The sequence below is a fragment of the Frateuria sp. GZRe12 genome (assembly GCF_051900535.1).
Classification (GTDB): Bacteria; Pseudomonadota; Gammaproteobacteria; order Xanthomonadales; family Rhodanobacteraceae; genus Frateuria_A.
In genome coordinates this window covers 25,019-44,892 of the sequence record NZ_JBHZGI010000006.1, presented here as the reverse complement: position 1 = coordinate 44,892, position 19,874 = coordinate 25,019, and the positions used below count along the sequence as shown (strand labels likewise).

The window sequence follows — 19,874 nt, the reverse complement described above, 5'->3', positions numbered from 1 at the left end:
CCCTGCGGCGAATAGGCCGCGACGGTCGTCTTGAAGGTGGCTGAGACGCCCCTATCTCCTGCGCATTGCGGCGGGGGCCGCCACGATTGCCGAGGAAACCCCGATCATGCGGATGGACAAACTCACCTCGCGTTTCCAGCAGGCGCTGGCCGACGCACAGTCGCTGGCCGTGGGTCGCGACAACAACATCCTGGAGCCGGCTCACGTGATGGCGGCGCTGCTCGACCAGCAGGGCGGCTCGACCGCGCCGCTGCTGACCCAGGCCCACGTCAACGTGCCGGTGCTGCGCGAGCGCGTCGGCGAGATCCTCGGCCGCCTGCCGCAGGTCAGCGGTCAGGAAGGCAACATCAGCGTCGGCAACGACCTGACCCGCCTGCTCAACCTCACCGACAAGCTGGCGCAGCAGCGTGGCGACCAGTTCATTGCCAGCGAGCTGTTCGTGCTGGCTGCGCTGGAGGACAAGGGCGAGGTCGGCGCGGCGCTGAAGGCCGCTGGCGCCACCAAGGCCAACCTGGAGGCGGCGATCGAGAAGGTTCGCGGCGGCGAGAAGGTGCAGAGCGAGAACGCCGAAGACCAGCGCCAGGCGCTGGAGAAATACTGCGTCGACCTGACCTCGCGCGCCGAGAGCGGCAAGCTCGACCCGGTGATCGGCCGCGACGAGGAGATCCGCCGCACCATCCAGGTGCTGCAGCGGCGCACCAAGAACAATCCCGTGCTGATCGGCGAGCCGGGCGTGGGCAAGACCGCCATCGTCGAGGGCCTGGCCCAGCGCATCGTCAAGGGCGAAGTGCCCGAGGGCCTGCGCGACCGCCGCGTGCTCGCGCTGGACATGGGTTCGCTGATCGCCGGCGCCAAGTTCCGCGGCGAGTTCGAGGAGCGCCTCAAAGCCGTGCTCAACGACCTGGCCAAGCAGGAAGGCCGGGTGATCCTGTTCATCGACGAGCTGCACACCATGGTCGGCGCCGGCAAGGCCGAGGGCGCGATGGACGCGGGCAACATGCTCAAGCCCGCACTGGCGCGCGGCGAGCTGCACTGCATCGGCGCGACCACGCTGGACGAATACCGCAAGTACATCGAGAAGGACGCCGCGCTGGAACGCCGCTTCCAGAAGGTGTTCGTCGGCGAGCCGAGCGTGGAGGACACCATCGCCATCCTGCGCGGCCTGAAGGAGCGCTACGCGGTACACCACGGCGTGGAGATCACCGACCCGGCGATCGTCGCCGCGGCGACGCTTTCGAACCGCTACATCACCGATCGCCAGCTGCCCGACAAGGCGATCGACCTGATGGACGAGGCGGCCTCGCGTATCCGCATGGAGATCGACTCCAAGCCGGAGGAACTCGACCGCCTGGAGCGCCGCCTCACGCAGCTGAAGATCCAGCGCGAGATGCTCAAGAAGGAGACCGACGAGGCATCCAAGAAGCGCCTTTCGGATCTCGAAAGCGACATCGAGAAGCTCGAGCGCGAGTTCTCGGACTTGAACGAGGTGTGGAAGTCCGAAAAGGCCGCGCTGCAGGGCGCGACCAAGATCAAGGAGCAGATCGAGGCCGCGCGCCTGGAGCTGGAAGCGGCCCAGCGTCGGCAGGATTACGCCCGGATGAGCGAGATCCAGTACGGCCAGCTTCCGGAACTGGAAAAGCAGCTCGCCGCCGCGCAGGCCGCCGAGAAGCAGGAATTCAAGCTGGTGCAGGACCGGGTGACGGATGAGGAGATCGCGGAAGTGGTCTCGCGCTGGACCGGCATTCCCGTGTCCAAGATGCTCGAGGGCGAGCGCGAGAAGCTGCTGCACATGGAGGAGGCGCTGCACAAGCGCGTGGTCGGTCAGGATGAGGCCGTGCGTGCCGTTTCCGATGCGATCCGCCGCGCCCGCGCGGGCCTGTCCGATCCCAACCGTCCGTACGGCTCGTTCCTGTTCCTGGGTCCCACCGGCGTGGGCAAGACGGAGCTTTGCAAGGCGCTGGCCGAGTTCCTGTTCGATACGTCCGAAGCGATGGTGCGCATCGACATGAGCGAGTTCATGGAGAAGCACTCCGTCGCCCGTCTGATCGGCGCGCCCCCGGGCTATGTCGGCTACGAAGAGGGCGGCTATCTCACCGAGGCGGTGCGTCGACGGCCGTACGCGGTGATTTTGCTGGATGAGGTGGAGAAGGCCCATCCGGACGTGTTCAATATCCTGCTGCAGGTGCTGGACGATGGACGCCTCACTGACGGCCAGGGCCGGACGGTGGACTTCCGCAACACCGTCATCGTGATGACCTCCAACCTCGGCTCGCAGATGATCCAGGACGCCGCCGACACCGGTGGCGATCCGGAAGAGCAGTACACCAAGATGAAGGCGGCGGTGATGGGGGTGGTGCAGGCGCACTTTCGTCCCGAGTTCATCAACCGCCTGGACGAGCTGGTGGTGTTCCGGCCGCTGGAGAAGGACCAGATCCGCGCGATCGCGAAGATCCAGCTGGCGTATCTGGAGAAGCGGCTGGCCGAGCGCGACCTCAAGCTGGAGATCGGCGACAACGCGCTGGCGTTGCTGGGCAATGTCGGGTTCGACCCGGTGTACGGCGCAAGGCCGCTCAAGCGGGCGATCCAGCAGCAGCTGGAGAATCCGCTGGCGAGGGAAATCCTGGAGGGCCGCTTCGCGCCGGGCACCACGATCCACGTGGATGCCGAGGGCGGGCACCTGACCTTCAAGGCCTCCTGACGCCGCCTTGCTCCCCCTCCCCTCCGGGGAGAGGGCTGGGGTGAGGGGACGATTGTCGCGAGTAGCGCTCGTCCAGCGCGTTCTGCTTTTCTCGTCTCAGGTGCGGCCTGATCGACCTTTGCCGCAAGAGTGGCCCCTCACCCCCGACCCTCTCCCCGGAGGGGAGAGGGTGCTGACGCATGGCTTGGTGCCAACTACCAGCTGTAGCGCACCTTCCCGTACACATATGCCCCGTTGAACCCGAACGGCGAGAACACGCTGTACGGCATCGCGCCGTTGTTGTCGCTGGCCTCGATCACCCGGTCCGGGTAGCTGTCGAACAGGTTGTCCGCGCCCACCGTGAACATCCAGCGGTCCATCGAATAGTTGAGCGCCAGGTCGAACAGCCACTTCGAGTCGAAGCGCTGGTCCAGCGTCGGGTCGGTCGAGTTGTACGAGGTGAAGCCACCGTAGCGGGTCAGCGTGCTGTCCAGGCTCCAGCGGCCGTTGGTGTAGAGCCAGTTGAAGATCAGCTTGCTGCGCGGCGTGGTGTCGGCCAGCAGTCCGTACTGGTCGCGCCGGTCGATGCGCCTGAAGCTCACGCCCAGGGCATCGAGCACCGCCGGGTTGGGCCGCACGTCGGTCACTTCGTTCTTGTTGTAGTTGAAGCTGACAGTGGTGTGCAGCGAGGCGCCGTCGCCCACGTCGAACAGGTAGCTGGCGACCAGGTCGATGCCGCGCGTGCGCGTGTCCACTGCATTGGTGAAGTAGGAAATGCCGCTGAAGTTGGTGTTGGTGATGCCGTTGGCGGCCAGGTAGTTACGTACCGCGGGCGAGGTGGTGGAGATCGTGCTGGAGAGCGTGACGCGGTCGCGGATCTTGATCTGGTAGATGTCCGCGCTGAGGTCCAGCCCGTCGGCGGGGCTCCACACGGCGCCAAAGGTCAGGTTGCGCGATTTCTCCGGCTTGAGCGGCTCGCCGCCCAGCAGCGTGGCGATGGCGCTGGTCGAGGACACCAGTCCGGTGTTGTAGATGCCAGCAGGCAGGCCCAGCGAATTGCCCTCGCCGAAGTAGAGCGAGGAGGTGTACGAGTAGTACTGCTGCGCCAGCGACGGCGCGCGGAAGCCGGTCGAGGCGCTGCCGCGCAGGGCGAAGCGGTCGGTGAAGTCGAATCGCCCGGCCAGCGCGCCGGACGTGGTGGTGCCGAAATCGGAATAGTCCTCGTGGCGCACTGCCAGCGAGGTACCCAGGCGGTCGGTGAGGTTGGTTTCCAGGCTCACGTACTCGGCCACGTCGTGCCGTTGGTGCGAGGCGGCGTTGGCCGGCTGGTAGCCGCCGAAGCCTTGCGCGCCGCCGGAGAAGCCGGAGGTCCCGGTGTAGTACGAGGACAGGTCGCCCGCGCGGATCTGATAGCTCTGGCGCAGGTACTCCGCGCCAAAGGCGAGCGTCACGTCATTGGGCAGCCAGCCGACCGACAGGTCCTTGGCGATGTCGACGTCCAGCGACTGCTGCGCGGCATCCAGGATGCCGTCGTGGAAGCGCGTCGGCGTGCTGCCGAAGTCATTGAGGTAGGCCCGGTTGAGCGTGTTGAAGGTGGCGTACGAAACCCGGTTGCCGCCGTAGTTGCCCGAGACGTCCCAGCGCCAGCCGCCACCGGTCTTGCCGCGGACGCCCACGACCAGCGAGCGATCGGTCGCCTGAGCGTTTTCCAGTGGCAGGTAGCCGTTGGGATAAAGCGAGGGCACGGCATTGGCGTTGTCCAGGTTGCGGAAGAACGCCGGCGACACGGAGTCGCGCTTGCCGTAGTGGCCGAATGCGTACACCTGCGCACCGCCGAAGTCGTACTGTCCGTTGAGCATCAGGTTGCGGTCGGTCACTTCCGGATCGCCGTAGCGCTGGGTGACGCCTTCCTGCGGGCGGGTGCGGTTGGGGCCGGCGCGGTTGGTGTAGTCCTGGTGGCCGGCCTGGGCGGTGAAGCGGATGAAGCCCGCGTCGGAGAGCGGGATGCCGGCGTTGGCCGAGCCCTGCCACTTGCGCCCGTCGCCGGCCGAATACTGGCCGCCCGACAGCGCCACGTCGCCGCCTTCGGCGCCCTTCTTCAGCACGATGTTGATCACGCCGGCGATCGCGTCGGAACCGTACTGCGCCGAGGCGCCGTCGCGCAGCACCTCGATATGGTCGATGGCGTCGATCGGGATGGTGTTGAGGTCCACCGCCTGCGAGCCGCGGCCCAGCACGCCGTTGGTCAGGATGATCGCGCCCGGGTGCCAGCGCTTGCCGTCGACCAGTACCAACACCTGGTCGGGCGAGAGGCCGCGCAGCTGCGCGGGGCGCTGCGAGTCGGCGGTGTCGGCAGCGGACGGGCGCGGGAAGGTGAGCGAGGGAATCACCCGCGCCAGCGCGGTGGATAGCTCGGTGGTGCCGGTCTGCTTGAGCAACTGGGCCGACACCACGTCGACCGGCGTGAGCGAACTGCTTTCGGTGCGGTTGTCGGCGCGCGTGCCGGTGACGATCACGGTGCCGAGGTTCTTGGCTTTCTGCGCCGCGTCGTTGGCATCCTGGGCGTGCGCGGAGCAGGCGAGCAACAGCGCCGCCGGGAGCAGCGCGAGTCGGGGAAAGAGGCGGGGACGGTTCACGGCAACTCCTGTAGCGGTGCGGGCGATGCGCGGCTCGATGCCGGCATCGGGATCGGCGGACGGGAAGCAACGTCCAGCGAAGATGCGCGCGCAGGCGTGGGTGTCGCGAAGGGCCGTGCGCGGCTGAGGGGCAGGCTACTCCCGGCGATGGGTCGCGCCAAGGCACGCGCCATTGAAATCGCGACCGGCGACTCGATAATGCGCACCAGCGTTTCACGGGGCCGCGTGCCCGGAGTTTGTCATCCATGCCCATCTACGAATTCGAGTGTGCCCAGTGCGGGCACCGTTTCGATCGCCTGCAGAAGCTGTCCGACCCGGACCCCTCGGCCTGCCCCTCGTGCGAGGCGCCGCGGGTGCAGCGCAAGGTAAGCGCACCTTCGTTCCGGCTGGCCGGCAGCGGCTGGTACGAGACCGATTTCAAGAAGGATGGCGACAAGAAGCGCAACCTGGCCGGTGAGGGCGAGGCCAAGCCGGCCGCGCCGGCCCCGGCCCCTGCCAGCGACAGCAAGCCGGCCGCCAGCGGCGACTGATTCGCTTTCGTACGCGTCCCTGGCAGGAGCGTGCCTGTGCTCGGTCGCGCACAGGTGCACTCCTGCGTGGGCATGCCTGTCGTTGGCGGCCGGATGCTAAAATCGCCCGTTCGCCCGCCTCATCGGCACCCAGTCCCGGAGTTTTCCTTCCTATGCGCACGCACTACTGCGGCCTCATCGACGAGTCGCTGGTCGGCCAGACCGTCACCCTGTGCGGCTGGCTCAACACGATCCGCCTGCAGAGCCACGTCGCCTTCATCGACCTGCGCGACCACGAAGGTATCGCGCAGGTGGTGGTCGAGCGCGAGAACGCCGATGCGTTCGCGGTGGCGGGCGAGGTTGGCAACGAGTATTGCCTGACGGTCACCGGCACGATCCGCAAGCGCTTGTCGGTCAACGACAAGCTCAAGACCGGCACGGTGGAGCTGGTGGCCGACACGGTCGAGGTGCTCAACGCGGCGAAGGACCTGCCCTTCGCGATGCACGAGAACCCCAACGAGGACCTGCGGATGACCTACCGCTACCTCGACCTGCGCCGCCCGGAAATGCAGACGATGATGCGCCGGCGCATCAAGCTGGTGCAGGCGTTGCGCCGCTACCTCGACGCGCGCGGCTTCCAGGACATCGAGACGCCGATCCTGACCAAGGCCACGCCCGAGGGCGCGCGCGACTACCTGGTGCCCAGCCGCGTGCATCCGGGCCAGTTCTATGCGCTGCCGCAGTCGCCGCAGCTGTTCAAGCAGATCCTGATGATGGCCGGCTTCGACCGCTACTACCAGATCGCCCGCTGCTTCCGCGACGAGGACCTGCGCGCCGACCGCCAGCCCGAATTCACCCAGCTCGACCTGGAGTTCGCGTTCGTCCAAGAGCAGGACGTGCAGGACTTCGTCGAGGGGCTGATCCGCCACGTCTTCAAGGAAGTGGTGGACGTCGAGCTGGATGCCGCCTTCCCGCGCATGACCTACGCCGAGGCCATGCGCCGCTTCGGTTCGGACAAGCCGGACCTGCGCATCGCGCTGGAGCTGGTCGACGTGGCCGACGCGCTCAGGGGCGTGGAGTTCAAGGTGTTTGCGGAGCCGGCGAACGACCCGGCCGGCCGCGTGGCCGCGCTGCGCGTGCCGGGTGGTGCCGCGTTCTCCCGCAAGGACATCGACGGCCTGACCGAATACGTCGCGCGCTACGGCGCCAAGGGCCTGGCCTGGATCAAGGTCGAGGACCGCAGCAAGGGCCGCGAGGGCGTCAGCTCGCCGGTCGCCAAGTTCCTGGACGACGCGGCGCTGGAGGCGGTGCTCACCGCCACGGGCGCGCAGACCGGCGACATCGTGTTCGTCGGCGCCGGCAAGTGGAAGGCCGTCACCGACTTCATGGGCGCGCTGCGCCTGAAGGTCGGCAAGGACCGCGGGCTGGTCGAGGCGGGCTGGAAGCCGCTGTGGGTCACCGATTTCCCGATGTTCGAGTACGACGAGGAGGAGCAGCGCTACGTCGCCCTGCATCATCCGTTCACCGCGCCGAAGGTCGACGACATCGCCGATCTCAAGGCGAATGCCGCCACCGCAGTGAGCCGTGGCTACGACATGGTCTTGAACGGCAATGAGATCGGTGGCGGTTCGATCCGCATCCACCGGCCGGAGATGCAGAGCGCGGTGTTCGAACTGCTCGGCATCGGCGCGGAGGAGGCCGAGGCCAAATTTGGCTTCCTGCTCAAAGCGCTCAAGTTCGGCGCGCCGCCGCACGGCGGCCTGGCCTTCGGCATCGACCGTATCGCAGCGCTGATGGCCGGCACCGAATCGATCCGTGACGTGATCGCCTTCCCCAAGACCACCAGTGCGCAGGACCTGATGACCGACGCCCCTTCGCCGGTGGCCGAGGCGCAGCTCAAGGAACTGCACGTCAAGGTCGCCGGCTGACCGCAACCCGTGGGGTGGGCTTGAGCCCACCTTGCCACCCCGCCGCACGCCCCAAGGTGGGCTGAAGCCCACCCTACGACAGGCAGCGCCATGCCCGACCAGATCATCCTGCTGCACGGCCTGTGGATGCGCGGATTTGCGCTGGGCTTGCTGCACAAGCGGATGGCCGACGCCGGCTTCGCGGTCGACCGCTTCGACTACATGAGCGTGGTGTCCTCGCAGGAGCGCATCGTCGAGCGCCTGCACCTGCGCATGCAGCGCCACGCGCCCGGACCCGTGCATCTGGTCGGCCACAGCCTGGGTGGCCTGCTGGCATTGCAGGCCTGCCGCGAAGCGGCCGACCTGCCGCCGGGGCGGATCGTTTGCCTGGGCTCCCCGCTGCAGGGCAGCGCCGCGGCCCGCGGCTTCGCCGGTTTCGGGCAGGGCGGCGAGGCCCTGCTGGGGCATAACCGCGAGCTGCTCGAACATGGCATGGAGCGCTGGGACGGCGAGCGCGAGGTCGGCGTGATCGCCGGCCGCGTGCCGATCGGCCTGGGCGCCATGCTCGCGCACATGGAAGGCGAGCACGATGGCACGGTCGCCGTCGCCGAAACGCGGCTGCCGGGCCTGACCGACCACTGCGTGGTCGAAACCAGCCACACCGGCCTGGTGCTGTCGGCCGACGCAGCCCAGCAAGTGGTGCACTTCCTGCAGAACGGGCGATTTGCTTCCTCGTAGGGACGCGACCATCTGCCGGTCGCGCCCAAGGGCGCCCTAAGGGGTTTGTCGGCGCGGGCACGGGTTGGAGTAAAATCGGCCGCTTGTCCATTGTTCAGGTTTTCCCGCCATGGGTAGAGGCCCGTCCATCGAAGGCCGCAAGAATGCCGAAGACGCCAAGCGCGCCAAGGTGTTCACCAAGCTGATCCGCGAAATCACCGTCGCCACCCGCGCCGGCGTGGCCGACCCGGCCGCCAACCCGCGCCTGCGCGCGGCGGTGGACAAGGCGCTGTCGGCCAACATGACCAAGGACACCATCGAGCGCGCGATCAAGCGCGGCTCGGGTGCCGAGGGCGCCGGCGAGGAGCTGCGCTACGAGGGCTACGGCCCCGGCGGCGTGGCAATGATCATCGAGTGCTTCACCGACAACCCCACCCGCACCGTCGCCGACGTGCGGCACGCGCTGACCAAGCACGGCGGCAACCTCGGTACCTCCGGTTCGGTGGCCTTCCAGTTCACCCGCTGCGGCGAGCTCACCTTCGCCACCGGCGGTGACGAGGCAGCCGAGGAAAAGGTGCTTGAGGCGGCGTTGGAAGCCGGCGCCGACGACGTGATCAACGAGCACGGCGAAAGCACCGTGATCTGCACACCGGAAAACTTCGAGTCGGTGCAGCAGGCGCTGTCCGATGCCGGCCTGGAGTCGCTGCACGCCGGCGTGGGCATGCGCGCGAACAACCGCGTGGCGGTGCCCGAGGACGTGCTCGAACCGCTGACCGACCTGCTCGAACGACTGGACGGGCTGGACGATGTCAGCGAGGTCTATCACAACGCCCTGCTGCCGGCCGATGGCTGACGGACCGGCCGGCCCGCGCCCACGCGGCCGGCCATGCCCGTGAACGCACCCGTGTCCAGCATGAACATCCGGTCCGGACCGTCGGCGTGCCGCATCCTCGGTATCGATCCGGGCAGCCAACGCACCGGCTTCGGGATCATCGACGTCGATGCGGCGGGCAAGCTCACGCACGTGCATCACGGCGCACTGGCTGTGGCCGACGAGGAAACCTTCCCGCTGCGCCTGAAACGCATCTTTGACGGCCTGGCCGCCATCATCGAGGCTCACCAGCCGGCCGAATGCGGCATCGAGCGGGTGTTCATGGCGCGCAATCCGGATTCGGCGCTGAAGCTCGGCCAGGCACGCGGCGCGGCGATCTGCGCGGTGGCGGCCAAGGGGCTGGCGGTGCACGAATACGCGCCCACCGAAATCAAGCAGGCCGTGGTCGGCAGCGGCCGCGGCGACAAGACCCAGGTGCAGCACATGGTTGGCATCCTGCTCGGCCTGAAGGGCCCGTTGCAGCCGGACGCGGCCGACGCGCTGGCGATCGCGGTGACCCATGCGCACACGCGCGCGAGCCTTGCGCGCGTGGGCATTCCCCGTACGGCATGGAGAAGGCGATGATCGGACGACTGCGCGGCACCCTGGTTTCCAAGCAGCCCCCGTGGTTGCTGGTGGAGGTCGGCGGCGTCGGCTACGAGCTGGAATCGCCGATGTCGACCATCTACGACCTGCCGCAGACGGGCAAGGAAGTGACTCTGCTTACCCATTACGCGGTGAAGGAGGACAGCGTCGCGCTGTACGGCTTCCTGCGCGAGGACGAGCGCGCCCTGTTCCGCAACTTGCAGAAGGTCTCGGGCATCGGCGCGAAGATATCGCTGGCGGTGCTGTCGGGCGTTTCCACCGCCGACTTCGCGCGGCTGGTGCAGGCCGGCGACGTGGTGGCGCTGACCAAGATCCCGGGTATCGGCAAGAAGACCGCCGAGCGCATCGTGGTCGAGCTGCGCGACCGGGTCGAAGGCCTGGGCGCGGCGTTGCCCGGTCTTGCGGGCAAGGGCGCCGGTGCTCCGCTGGATCCCGCCGGCGAGGCCACCGTGGCCTTGCAGCAGCTGGGCTACAAACCTGCCGAGGTCACACGTCTGGTACAGAAAGTTGCCGCCGAGGGCGACGACGCCGAGGCGATCATCCGCAAGGCGCTGCGCGCCGCGCTGGGTCAATGAGGCCCGGTGGCATGAGCGAAAAACATGAACGACGCAACCCGTAACACGCCGCCGCCGGCCGAGTCCGGCGGCGACGAAAAGCTGCACGGCACCAAGGCTGCGCTGATCCTGGGCGCTATCGGGGTGGTGTTCGGCGACATTGGCACCAGTCCGTTGTATACGCTGGCCGAAGTCTTCCGCCCCGAGTACGGCCTTCATCCGTCCGAAAGCACCGTGCTGGGCGTGCTCTCGCTGGTCACCTGGGCGCTGATCATCGTGGTGGCCATCAAGTACGTCACCCTGGTGATGCGCGCGGACAACCGTGGCGAAGGCGGCATCATGGCGCTGATGACGCTGGCCCAGCGCGCGGTCGGCGGCTCGCCGATGGCGCGCCGGATCGTGATGTTGATGGCGTTGCTCGGCGCGGCGCTGTTCTTCGGGGACGGCGTTATCACGCCGTCGATTTCGGTGCTCTCGGCGGTGGAAGGCCTCGAGGTCATGGCTCCCTCGCTGGAACACTGGGTCGTGCCACTGGCGGTGCTGGTGCTGTTGTTCCTGTTCTGGCTGCAGAAGCACGGCACGGCAAAGGTGGGCGCGTTGTTCGGGCCGGTGATGTGCGTATGGTTCCTCGCCCTGGCGGTGATCGGCGTGTGGAACATCCTGCAGGGGCCGGAGGTGCTCAAGGCACTCTCGCCCTGGTACGCGGTGCGCTTCTTCGCCTCGCACGGCACGATTTCCTTCGTGGCGCTCGGCGCCGTGGTGCTGTGCGTGACCGGTGCCGAGGCGTTGTACACCGACATGGGCCACTTCGGCCGGTTTCCGATCCGCGCGGCCTGGTTCTTCTTCGTGCTGCCGGCGCTGTTGCTCAACTACTACGGCCAGGGCTCGCTGCTGCTGCGCGAACCGCAGGCGGCGGTCAATCCCTTCTTCCACGCCGTGCCGGACTGGGCCGGCTATCCGATGATCGTGCTCGCCACCGCCGCGGCGGTGATCGCCTCGCAGGCGGTGATTTCCGGCGCGTTCTCGGTGACTCGCCAGGCGATCCAGCTCGGCTTCGTGCCGCGCATGCAGGTGGTGCAGACCTCGCGCGAAGCGATCGGCCATATCTTCCTGCCTTGGGTCAACCGCGCGCTGATGGTGATGGTGATCCTGACCGTGGTCGGGTTCGGCTCATCCAAGGCGCTCGGCGGCGCCTACGGCATCGCGGTGACCGGCACCATGGCGATCGACACGTTGCTGGTGATGCTGGTGGCCTGGCGCCGCTGGAATTGGAGCCTGGCCGCGGTGATCCCGTTGACCCTTGGCCTGTTGTGCGTTGATCTTTCCTTCTTCGGCGCCAACACGCTGAAGATTCCCGACGGCGGCTGGTTCCCATTGGTGCTGGGCCTGTTCCTGTTCGCGGTAATGACCACCTGGCGCCGCGGCCGCGAACTGGTCGTGCGCGAGATCAAGCAGGGCGGGCTGGCGCTTGCGCCGTTCATCGAGAACATGGCCGAACATCCGCCGCTGCGGGTGCCCGGCACGGCGGTGTTCCTCACCGCCAACCAATACGCGGTGCCGCACGCGCTCCTGCACAACCTCAAGCACAACAAGGTGCTGCACGAGCGCAACGTGATGCTTACCGTGCAGATCCTGGAGACGCCGGTGGCGGACGCGGACGAGCGCATCGAAATCACGCCGATGGAAGGCGGCTTCTTCGGGCTGGAGTTGCGCTTCGGTTTCGCCGAGGACCCGAACATTCCGCACGCGCTGTCGCTGTGCGGGCGGGAAGGGCTGACCTTCGACCTGATGGATACGACCTTCTTCCTCTCGCGCGAGACCATCGTCGCGGACGCGCGCCGCCCCGGCATGGCGTTGTGGCGCGACAAGCTGTTCGCCTTCCTCGCGCGCAACGCGTTGCCGGCCACGGCGTTCTTCCAGATTCCGGGCAATCGCCTGATCGAACTGGGTGCGCAGGTGGAGATTTAGCGGGAAGGCGCGCGGAGGGCTTCAGCCCACCGCCGGTTCCCGCGAGAGGGAAGGCGGGGCCGAAGCCCACCCTACGGGCCTTTTGCGGCCCTGCCATAATGGCTGCATGACCGAAGCCCGCATCATCACCTCCGCCGCCCAGCTCGACGACGAGGCGCTGGAAGCCTCGATCCGCCCCAGGCGCCTTGACGAATACCTCGGCCAGCAGGCGGTGCGCGAGCAGCTGTCGATCTACATCGAGGCGGCCAGGAAGCGCGGTGGGGCACTGGACCACGTGCTCATCTTCGGTCCCCCGGGCCTGGGCAAGACCACGCTCTCCCACGTGATCGCCAACGAACTGGGCGTCAATGTCCGCTCCACCTCCGGTCCGGTGCTCGAGCGCGCTGGCGACCTGGCGGCCTTGCTGACGAACCTGGAAAAGAACGACGTGCTGTTCGTCGACGAGATCCATCGTCTGTCGCCGGTGGTCGAGGAGGTGCTGTATCCGGCGATGGAGGACTTCCAGATCGACATCATGATCGGCGAGGGCCCGGCTGCGCGCTCGATCAAGCTGGACCTGCCGCCGTTCACCCTGATCGGCGCGACCACGCGTGCTGGGCTGCTCACGGCGCCCTTGCGCGACCGCTTCGGCATCGTGCAGCGGCTGGAGTTCTATTCGCCCGACGAGCTGACCGCAATCGTGCGCCGCTCGGCGCGGATCATGGCGATCGACTGCGAGATCGAGGGTGCGCAGGAGATCGCCCGCCGATCGCGCGGCACACCGCGCATCGCCAACCGCCTGCTGCGTCGTGTGCGCGACTACGCCGAAGTGCGCGCCGGCGGAAAGATCACGCTGGCCGCCGCGCAGGCGGCGATGACCATGCTCAAGGTCGATGCCGAAGGTTTCGACGACCTCGATCGGCGCCTGCTCGCCACCATCATCGAGAACTTCGATGGCGGCCCGGTCGGCGTCGAATCGCTGGCCGCCGCGTTGTCCGAAGACCGCGGCACGCTGGAAGACGTGGTCGAGCCGTACCTCATCCAGCAGGGCTTCCTCATCCGCACCGCGCGCGGTCGCATGGCCTCGCCCAGGGCCTGGCGCCACCTGGGGCGCAACCCGCCGCCGCGGCAGGCACTGGTGGGCGACATGTTCGATGGCGGCGAGTTCTGACCTGCCGAAGCATCCTCCTGGAATGGCGGTTTGAACCTGGCGGCGGCAACACGCATGCTCGGGGCTTTCCGCAAAACGCGAGCTGTTCCCATCATGCCCTCGATCGCCACCTTCACCTGGCCTGTCCGCGTCTACTGGGAAGACACCGACGCCGGCGGCGTGGTCTACCACGCCAGCTACCTGCGCTTCATGGAACGCGCCCGCAGCGAGTGGCTGCGCGCCCAAGGCGTGGACCAATCGGCCTTGCGCGAGGCGACCGGCCTGGCCTTCATGGTGCGTTCCATGCAACTGGACTTCCTGCGGCCGGCCCTGCTGGATGATGAATTGGCAGTGACGGTCGCCGTCAAAGAATGGCGTTCAGCCAGTATCCTGTTCAGTCAAGCGATCGGCCGGGCGGACGGCACGGAGCTAGTTCGCGCCCAGGTGCGGGTCGCCTGCGTGGACCTCAGCCGCATGCGTCCGGCGCCGATCCCGGCCGACCTCATTCCCGGCCTCGCCCCCTAAGACTTGCCCGCCTTTTAAAGCAGCACACCCGGAGACTCCCCAAGCCATGAACGGTGGATTGAACATTTTCAAGCTGGTCGCCGAGGCCAGCCTGCCCGTGCAGCTGGTGATGCTGCTGCTCCTGATGTTCTCCTTCCTGTCGTGGGTCATCATCCTCCGCAAGTATTCGCAGATGAAGGCGGCGATGGAGAACGCCGAGGCGTTCGAGGAGCGCTTCTGGTCCGGCGGCGACCTGGCCGGGTTGTTCCGCGAGGTCAGCGGCCGCAATGCCGACAACGGCGGCATGGAGACGATTTTCGAATCCGGCTTCCGCGAGTTCGCCCGCCAGCGCCAGCGCAAGACGCACGACATGCGCGTGGTGATGGAAGGCACCGAACGCGCCATGCGCGTGGCCGGAACCCGCGAGATCGGTGGCCTCGAACGCAACCTGGAGTTCCTCGCCAACGTCGGTTCGATCAGTCCGTACATCGGCCTGTTCGGCACCGTGTGGGGCATCATGGGCGCCTTCCAGGGCCTGGGCGAGGTCAAGGACGTCACCATCGCAGTGGTCGCCCCGCACATCTCCGAGGCGCTGATCGCCACCGCCATGGGCCTGTTCGCCGCGATCCCGGCGGTGTGGGCGTACAACCGCTACGCCAACAAGGTCGAGCGCGTGGCCTCGCGCTACGAAGTGTTCCAGGAAGAGTTCTCCTCGGTGCTGCAGCGGCAGATCCAGACCGACGAAGTGGCCTGACGAGGGCAAGCCCATGGCCATGCGAAACGCTGCGCGCCACAAGCGCATGAAGCTCAAGTCCGAGATCAACGTCGTCCCCTACATCGACGTGATGCTGGTGCTGCTGATCATTTTCATGGTCACCGCGCCGATGATGAACGCGAACGTCGACGTCAACCTGCCCCAGGCCAACGCCCGGTCGATGGCCGACAAGAAGAACCCGGTGATCGTCTCGGTCGATGCCGACGGCAGCCTGTACCTGACCCTGGAGGGGGCCAAGAAGGAGCCGGTCGACGTGGCGACCATGCAGGCCAAGGTCGGCGCCTTCGTCAAGGCCAACCCGGACATCAGCGTGCTGGTGGCCGGCGACCGCGAAGGCAAGTACGACGGCGTCTACCAGGTGCTGGCCGACCTGCAGCAGGCCGGCGTGAGCAAGGTCGGCCTGATGAGCCAGCCGCAGGGGTCGGGCGCGGGCAATGCGGGAAAATAAGGGCACTTCCACGGCGGTCCTGCTTTCCGCCGTCCTGCACCTTGGCATCGTCGGCTTTCTCGCGCTGGCGATCGTGCCGTGCTCGTTCTACGAAAGCCTGTTCAGCGCGCTGCACCTGCCGGCGGGCTGGAATCCGATCACCTGCGCCAAGCCGCTGGAGCTGCAAGGCCCGGTCATCGAGGCCACGCTGATCGGCCCCACCGGCGCGCCGCCGCCGAAGGCCGAAAAGAAGGCCAAGCCGGTGCCGACGATCCCGCCGCCGCCGACGGTTACGCCGCCGGACGTGAAAACGCCGCCGCCGGAGATCAAGACCCTACCGCCGCCGCCCGAGCATCCGGACACCGTCGACCAGGAAAAGATCGTGGCCGATGCGCTGGAGAAGGCCGAGGAGGCCAAGAAGGAACAGGAAGAGAAGCAGCGCCAGCGCCAGGCCGAACTGGACGCCCAGGCGGCCAAGAAGAAGGAAGAGCAGAAGAAGCAGCTGGACGAACTGTTTGCCAAGATGGACGCAGCTGCCGCGGCGCGCCAGAAGGCGGAAAACCGAGCCAAACAGGCCAAGCAGCAGATGGAGGACCTGAAGGACGCGCAGGACGCGGGCCTGCCCGACGTGCCACACGCGGCCCAGCGCCAGACCGGCAACAACGCCCAGAACAGCTCCCTGGCCGACCAGTATGCAGCGGCCATTCAGAATGCGGTCACGCCCAACTGGTTACGTCCGGATAACATGCCGGATGTTCCGTGCAAGGTGCATATCGTCCAGTTGGTAGGGGGCGATGTGATGAGTGCGAAGGTCGATCCGAGCTGCCCGTACGACGATGCGGGCAAGCGCTCGATCGAAAACGCCGTGCTCAGGACCAAGACTTTGCCGTACAAGGGATTCGAGAGCGTATTCAGCCGCGATCTGACCCTTACCTTCAGGCCGCAGTGAGATATTCATGTCCAGAATGAAAACGCTCTTCGCCCTTGCCGTGCTGTGTCTGGGCGCCCTCGTCGCCGGACCCGCGGGTGCGCAGGCGCTCAACGTGGACATCGTCGGCGGCGTCAAGACGGCTACCCCGATCGTCGTGGTGCCCTTCGCGCAGAGCGGCGGCGCACCGCTTCCGACCGACGTGGCGGACGTCATCCGCAACGATTTCAACCGCTCGGGCAAGTTCCGGGCGCTGGCCAAGAGCGAGATCGTCGAGTCGCCCTCGCGCGGCGCCGACATCAAGTTCCCGACCTGGCGGCTGCTCAAGCAGGACTACATCACGGTCGGTCGCATCAGCGACGCCGGCGGCGGCCTGCTGCGGGTCGAGTACGAGCTGTGGGACGTCAACAAGCAGCAGAGCCTGCTGGCGCAGGCGTTCACCGCGCCGGCCGGCGACTTGCGCGGCGTCGCCCATCAGATCGCCGACCAGATCTACGAGAAGATCACCGGCGTGCGCGGCGCCTTCTGGACCCGGGTCGCCTACGTCACCGCCGTGGGCCTGGGCAACAACACCACCTACTCGCTGATCGTGGCCGACTCGGACGGCTACAACCCGCAAGTGGTGGCCCGCTCGCGCGAGTCGCTGCTGTCGCCGGCCTGGTCGCCGGACGGCACCAAGATCGCCTACGTCTCCTTCGAGAGTGGCAACTCGCAGGTCTATGTGCAGGACATCACCACCGGCGCGCGCCAGCTCGTCGCGGCGCACAAGAAGGGCATCAATGGCGCCCCGGCTTGGTCGCCCGATGGCAGCAAGTTGGCGGTGTCGCTGTCCTACGTGGGCAACCCCGAGATCTTCGTGATCGACATGGCCTCGCGCCACGAAACGCGCCTGACCAACAGCCTGTCGATCGATACCGAGCCGACCTGGTCGGCCGATGGGCAGAGCCTCTACTTCACGTCCGACCGTTCCGGCCGGCCGCAGGTCTACCAGATGTCCGCCAGCGGTGGCTCGCCCACGCGCATCAGCTTCGAAGGGCAGAACAACGCCAACGCCGATGTCAGCTTCGACGGCAAGCTGATCGCGATGGTGCAGGGCAATGGGAACGTGTATCGTATTGCCATTATGGATCGCAATCTGGGTGGGCAGGTGCGCTTCATCTCCCCCGGCCCGATTGACGATTCCCCGAGTTTCGCACCGAACGCCAGCATGCTGTTGTACGCGGCCACGGAAGGTCGCCGTGGCGTGCTGTATGCCGTTTCGGCCGATGGCCAGGTCCGCCAGCGCCTCGTGCTGTCCGACGGGGACGTCCGCGAACCGGCCTGGGGTCCGTACCGGAAGCGTTGAGTTTTTTGTCCGTTGGGGCGCGCGAGCGCTCCGGCGGAATGCCCATGGAATGGGCCGAAACGGCGCCTTGGCGCCATTTCGCTTAGGGCGGGGCGCAGCCAAAGGCGTCCAGCCAACGGTTGCCGGGCGCGAGGAGCGACTGGCCCGCGGTAACACCAAGCGTCACACAACAAGCCGGACCACCGGCGATCACTGTCCCAACACCGCAATCGTCATTGACTGTCGGAACTCAAACCCGTTTTGAAGGAACGTCACCCATGAATAAGACCGCTCGCGTCGCCCTGGTCGCCCTGCTCTGCATCGGCGCAGCCGCTTGCTCGAAGAAGCAGGAAGTCAAGCCGCAGCCGCAGCCGGAGCCGCAGCCGACCACCCAGCCGGCCCCGGAAAGCAACAAGTACACCCCGGCCGACCTCGATACCGACGCCTGCCTGCGCCAGCGCGTCGTGTATTTCGATTTCGACAAGACCGAGATCAAGCCGGAGTTCCAGCAGATCATGGCGTGCCACGCCAAGTACATGCAGGACCGCCCGGAGTCGCACATCCGCCTGGAAGGCAACACCGACGAGCGCGGCACCCGCGAGTACAACCTGGGCCTGGGCGAGCGCCGCGGCAATGCCGTGTCCGACGCCCTGCAGGCCAACGGTGGCTCGGCCAGCCAGGTCGAAGTGATCTCCTACGGCAAGGAAAAGCCGGTGTGCCGTGAGCACAACGAGGACTGCTGGAGCAAGAACCGTCGCGTCGAGATCGTCTACACGGCGAAGTAATGAAGAGCGCACTGGCTAAGCGTTTTTCGGCCAGGCTCGGCATGGCGGGCGCGTTTGCGTCCGCCATGCTCATTGCCGCTCCGGCCTTCGCGCAGAATTCCCGCCTGAGTCTCGCCGACCGCGTGGCGCGACTGGAGCAACAGGCGCAGGCCCAGAATCAGGGCGGCACCAGTCTGGTCAACCAGGTGCAGCAGCTGCAGTCGCAAGTGCAGCAGTTGCAGGGCCAGGTCGAGGAACTGCAGCACACCGTGCAGCAGCTCGAAGAGAAGAACAAGGCGCAGTACATCGACCTCGATTCGCGGCTGGGCCGCCTCGAGGGCAACGGCGCCGGTACGAATTCCACACCCGCGGGCAATGCCCCGGCATCCACCGGTTCGGCCGCTGCTGCGGCGACCCCTGCCAATCCGGCACAGGCGCCGGCCGCCGGGCCGCCCAACGGCAGCAGCGCGCCTGCCGCCGCACCCGACGCCAACGCACAGGCCGCCTACGACACCGCCTTCCAGGCGCTGCGTGGTGGTGACTACGCGCAGGCCTCGCGCGGCTTCCGCAGCTTCATCCAGCAGTATCCGGACACCTCGCTGACGCCCAACGCCTGGTATTGGCTGGGCGAGTCCTACTACGTGACCATGAACTATCCGGTGGCTCTGGAAGCCTTCCAGCGGCTGCTGAGCCAGTTCCCGCAGAGCGAGAAGGCGCCCGACGCGCTGCTCAAGGTTGGCTACAGCCAGCTCGAGCTCAAGCAGGCCGACGCGGGCAAGGCCACGCTGGAACAGGTCACCAGCAAGTACCCCAACTCCCGCGCCGCCAGCCTGGCGCAGGAACGTCTGCGCCGACTGCAGCTGCAATCGGCGATCCGCTGAGGGTCGTGTGATGGGCAGTGACGCGGGCGAGACGCCCGTCGCGCCGGTGCCGGCCGAACGCCTGCGCATCACCGAGATATTCCATTCGATCCAGGGCGAGGCCGACGCGATCGGCTGGCGCACCGTGTTCGTTCGGCTCACCGGTTGCCCACTGCGCTGCGTCTGGTGCGACACCGAATATTCCTTCCACGGCGGACAGTGGCACGCCATCGACGACATCCTCGCCGAGGTCGCCCGCCATGGTGCACGCCACGTCTGCGTAACCGGCGGCGAGCCGCTGGCCCAGAAGCGCTGCCTGGTCCTGTTGCGCCGCCTGTGCGATGCCGGCTACGACGTTTCGCTGGAGACTTCCGGCGCGCTCGATGTGTCGTCCGTCGATCCGCGCGTGCGCAAGGTCATGGACCTCAAGGCGCCCGACTCGGGCGAGAGCGCGCGCAACCTGTGGGGCAACCTCGACCACTTGCTGCCGCACGACCAGGTCAAGATCGTCATCGCCAGCCGCCTCGACTACGAATGGGCGCGCTCCGTCGTGGCGGAGCACGCGCTCGACCGCCGGTGCATGGTGCTGTTCTCGCCGGTGCATGGCGCGGTGCAGCCGCGCGAGCTGGCCGAGTGGATCATCGAGGACCGCCTGCCGGTGCGCTTCCAGTTGCAGTTGCACAAGCTGCTCTGGAACGACGCGGCCGGGCACTGACGC

General features: G+C 67.2%; 18 protein-coding genes. 17 read left to right on the top strand and 1 reads right to left on the bottom strand.

Annotated elements, in window-relative coordinates:
• Positions 1-106: 106 nt before the first annotated feature.
• Positions 107-2,698, top strand: coding sequence for an ATP-dependent chaperone ClpB (gene clpB, locus ACFWZ4_RS13530; RefSeq protein ID WP_439705204.1), 2,592 nt, complete (start codon positions 107-109; stop codon positions 2,696-2,698).
• Between the two features lie 194 nt (positions 2,699-2,892).
• Here clpB and ACFWZ4_RS13525 read toward each other — a convergent pair whose 3' ends face one another.
• Entirely contained in the window at positions 2,893-5,313 is a 2,421-nt protein-coding gene (locus tag ACFWZ4_RS13525; RefSeq protein ID WP_439705203.1) for a TonB-dependent receptor plug domain-containing protein, read from the bottom strand.
• A 245-nt stretch (positions 5,314-5,558) separates the two neighbouring features.
• Here ACFWZ4_RS13525 and ACFWZ4_RS13520 point away from each other — a divergent pair, with 245 nt between their 5' ends.
• The 16 genes from ACFWZ4_RS13520 to queE all read left to right on the top strand — a co-directional run bounded on the left by ACFWZ4_RS13520 (position 5,559) and on the right by queE (position 19,871).
• On the top strand, positions 5,559-5,843 hold the full coding sequence (locus ACFWZ4_RS13520) for an FmdB family zinc ribbon protein (protein ID WP_439705202.1): 285 nt from the start codon (positions 5,559-5,561) through the stop codon (positions 5,841-5,843).
• A 152-nt stretch (positions 5,844-5,995) separates the two neighbouring features.
• Entirely contained in the window at positions 5,996-7,750 is a 1,755-nt protein-coding gene (gene aspS, locus ACFWZ4_RS13515; RefSeq protein WP_439705201.1) for an aspartate--tRNA ligase, read from the top strand.
• Positions 7,751-7,840: 90 nt separating this feature from the next.
• Positions 7,841-8,467: an esterase/lipase family protein gene (locus ACFWZ4_RS13510; protein ID WP_439705200.1), complete on the top strand. Its 627-nt coding sequence runs from the start codon at positions 7,841-7,843 to the stop codon at positions 8,465-8,467.
• A gap of 109 nt (positions 8,468-8,576) precedes the next feature.
• On the top strand, positions 8,577-9,299 hold the full coding sequence (locus tag ACFWZ4_RS13505; protein WP_439705199.1) for a YebC/PmpR family DNA-binding transcriptional regulator: 723 nt from the start codon (positions 8,577-8,579) through the stop codon (positions 9,297-9,299).
• Positions 9,300-9,359: 60 nt separating this feature from the next.
• Positions 9,360-9,902, top strand: coding sequence for a crossover junction endodeoxyribonuclease RuvC (ruvC, locus tag ACFWZ4_RS13500; protein ID WP_439705198.1), 543 nt, complete (start codon positions 9,360-9,362; stop codon positions 9,900-9,902).
• Complete coding sequence (gene ruvA / locus ACFWZ4_RS13495) at positions 9,899-10,498, top strand: Holliday junction branch migration protein RuvA (RefSeq protein ID WP_439705197.1); 600 nt, start codon at positions 9,899-9,901, stop codon at positions 10,496-10,498. Before ruvC ends, ruvA begins: the two co-directional genes overlap by 4 nt.
• 24 nt (positions 10,499-10,522) lie before the next feature.
• Positions 10,523-12,445 (top strand): potassium transporter Kup, encoded by a 1,923-nt coding sequence (locus ACFWZ4_RS13490; protein ID WP_439705196.1) that lies wholly within the window; start codon positions 10,523-10,525, stop codon positions 12,443-12,445.
• A gap of 106 nt (positions 12,446-12,551) precedes the next feature.
• A complete protein-coding gene (gene ruvB, locus ACFWZ4_RS13485; RefSeq protein ID WP_439705195.1) occupies positions 12,552-13,595 on the top strand; it encodes a Holliday junction branch migration DNA helicase RuvB in 1,044 nt (347 codons plus the stop codon).
• A gap of 93 nt (positions 13,596-13,688) precedes the next feature.
• Positions 13,689-14,099: a tol-pal system-associated acyl-CoA thioesterase gene (gene ybgC / locus ACFWZ4_RS13480; RefSeq protein ID WP_439705353.1), complete on the top strand. Its 411-nt coding sequence runs from the start codon at positions 13,689-13,691 to the stop codon at positions 14,097-14,099.
• A 46-nt stretch (positions 14,100-14,145) separates the two neighbouring features.
• Entirely contained in the window at positions 14,146-14,832 is a 687-nt protein-coding gene (gene tolQ / locus ACFWZ4_RS13475; RefSeq protein ID WP_231323741.1) for a protein TolQ, read from the top strand.
• Positions 14,833-14,851: 19 nt separating this feature from the next.
• Complete coding sequence (gene tolR, locus ACFWZ4_RS13470) at positions 14,852-15,301, top strand: protein TolR (protein ID WP_231325863.1); 450 nt, start codon at positions 14,852-14,854, stop codon at positions 15,299-15,301.
• Entirely contained in the window at positions 15,288-16,229 is a 942-nt protein-coding gene (gene tolA / locus ACFWZ4_RS13465) for a cell envelope integrity protein TolA (protein WP_439705194.1), read from the top strand. Before tolR ends, tolA begins: the two co-directional genes overlap by 14 nt.
• A 16-nt stretch (positions 16,230-16,245) precedes the next feature.
• Positions 16,246-17,553 (top strand): Tol-Pal system beta propeller repeat protein TolB, encoded by a 1,308-nt coding sequence (tolB, locus tag ACFWZ4_RS13460; protein WP_439705352.1) that lies wholly within the window; start codon positions 16,246-16,248, stop codon positions 17,551-17,553.
• 257 nt (positions 17,554-17,810) lie between these two features.
• On the top strand, positions 17,811-18,317 hold the full coding sequence (gene pal / locus ACFWZ4_RS13455) for a peptidoglycan-associated lipoprotein Pal (RefSeq protein WP_439665467.1): 507 nt from the start codon (positions 17,811-17,813) through the stop codon (positions 18,315-18,317).
• Positions 18,317-19,177, top strand: coding sequence for a tol-pal system protein YbgF (gene ybgF, locus ACFWZ4_RS13450; RefSeq protein WP_439705193.1), 861 nt, complete (start codon positions 18,317-18,319; stop codon positions 19,175-19,177). Before pal ends, ybgF begins: the two co-directional genes overlap by 1 nt.
• Before the next feature lie 10 nt (positions 19,178-19,187).
• Complete coding sequence (gene queE / locus ACFWZ4_RS13445) at positions 19,188-19,871, top strand: 7-carboxy-7-deazaguanine synthase QueE (RefSeq protein WP_439705192.1); 684 nt, start codon at positions 19,188-19,190, stop codon at positions 19,869-19,871.
• Positions 19,872-19,874 lie beyond the last annotated feature (3 nt).

Excerpts from the sequence above, each read along its gene's own strand:
- ACFWZ4_RS13520 (WP_439705202.1), top strand. The coding sequence starts at position 5,559 with ATGCCCATCTACGAATTCGAGTGTGCCCAGTGCGGGCACCGTTTCGAT.
- ybgC (WP_439705353.1), top strand. The coding sequence starts at position 13,689 with ATGCCCTCGATCGCCACCTTCACCTGGCCTGTCCGCGTCTACTGGGAA.
- tolQ (WP_231323741.1), top strand. The coding sequence starts at position 14,146 with ATGAACGGTGGATTGAACATTTTCAAGCTGGTCGCCGAGGCCAGCCTG.
- ACFWZ4_RS13505 (WP_439705199.1), top strand. The coding sequence starts at position 8,577 with ATGGGTAGAGGCCCGTCCATCGAAGGCCGCAAGAATGCCGAAGACGCC.
- ruvB (WP_439705195.1), top strand. The coding sequence starts at position 12,552 with ATGACCGAAGCCCGCATCATCACCTCCGCCGCCCAGCTCGACGACGAG.
- tolB (WP_439705352.1), top strand. The coding sequence starts at position 16,246 with ATGAAAACGCTCTTCGCCCTTGCCGTGCTGTGTCTGGGCGCCCTCGTC.
- tolR (WP_231325863.1), top strand. The coding sequence starts at position 14,852 with ATGCGAAACGCTGCGCGCCACAAGCGCATGAAGCTCAAGTCCGAGATC.
- ruvC (WP_439705198.1), top strand. The coding sequence starts at position 9,360 with ATGAACATCCGGTCCGGACCGTCGGCGTGCCGCATCCTCGGTATCGAT.
- ACFWZ4_RS13490 (WP_439705196.1), top strand. The coding sequence starts at position 10,523 with ATGAACGACGCAACCCGTAACACGCCGCCGCCGGCCGAGTCCGGCGGC.
- ruvA (WP_439705197.1), top strand. The coding sequence starts at position 9,899 with ATGATCGGACGACTGCGCGGCACCCTGGTTTCCAAGCAGCCCCCGTGG.
- tolA (WP_439705194.1), top strand. The coding sequence starts at position 15,288 with ATGCGGGAAAATAAGGGCACTTCCACGGCGGTCCTGCTTTCCGCCGTC.
- clpB (WP_439705204.1), top strand. The coding sequence starts at position 107 with ATGCGGATGGACAAACTCACCTCGCGTTTCCAGCAGGCGCTGGCCGAC.
- pal (WP_439665467.1), top strand. The coding sequence starts at position 17,811 with ATGAATAAGACCGCTCGCGTCGCCCTGGTCGCCCTGCTCTGCATCGGC.
- ybgF (WP_439705193.1), top strand. The coding sequence starts at position 18,317 with ATGAAGAGCGCACTGGCTAAGCGTTTTTCGGCCAGGCTCGGCATGGCG.
- queE (WP_439705192.1), top strand. The coding sequence starts at position 19,188 with ATGGGCAGTGACGCGGGCGAGACGCCCGTCGCGCCGGTGCCGGCCGAA.
- ACFWZ4_RS13510 (WP_439705200.1), top strand. The coding sequence starts at position 7,841 with ATGCCCGACCAGATCATCCTGCTGCACGGCCTGTGGATGCGCGGATTT.
- aspS (WP_439705201.1), top strand. The coding sequence starts at position 5,996 with ATGCGCACGCACTACTGCGGCCTCATCGACGAGTCGCTGGTCGGCCAG.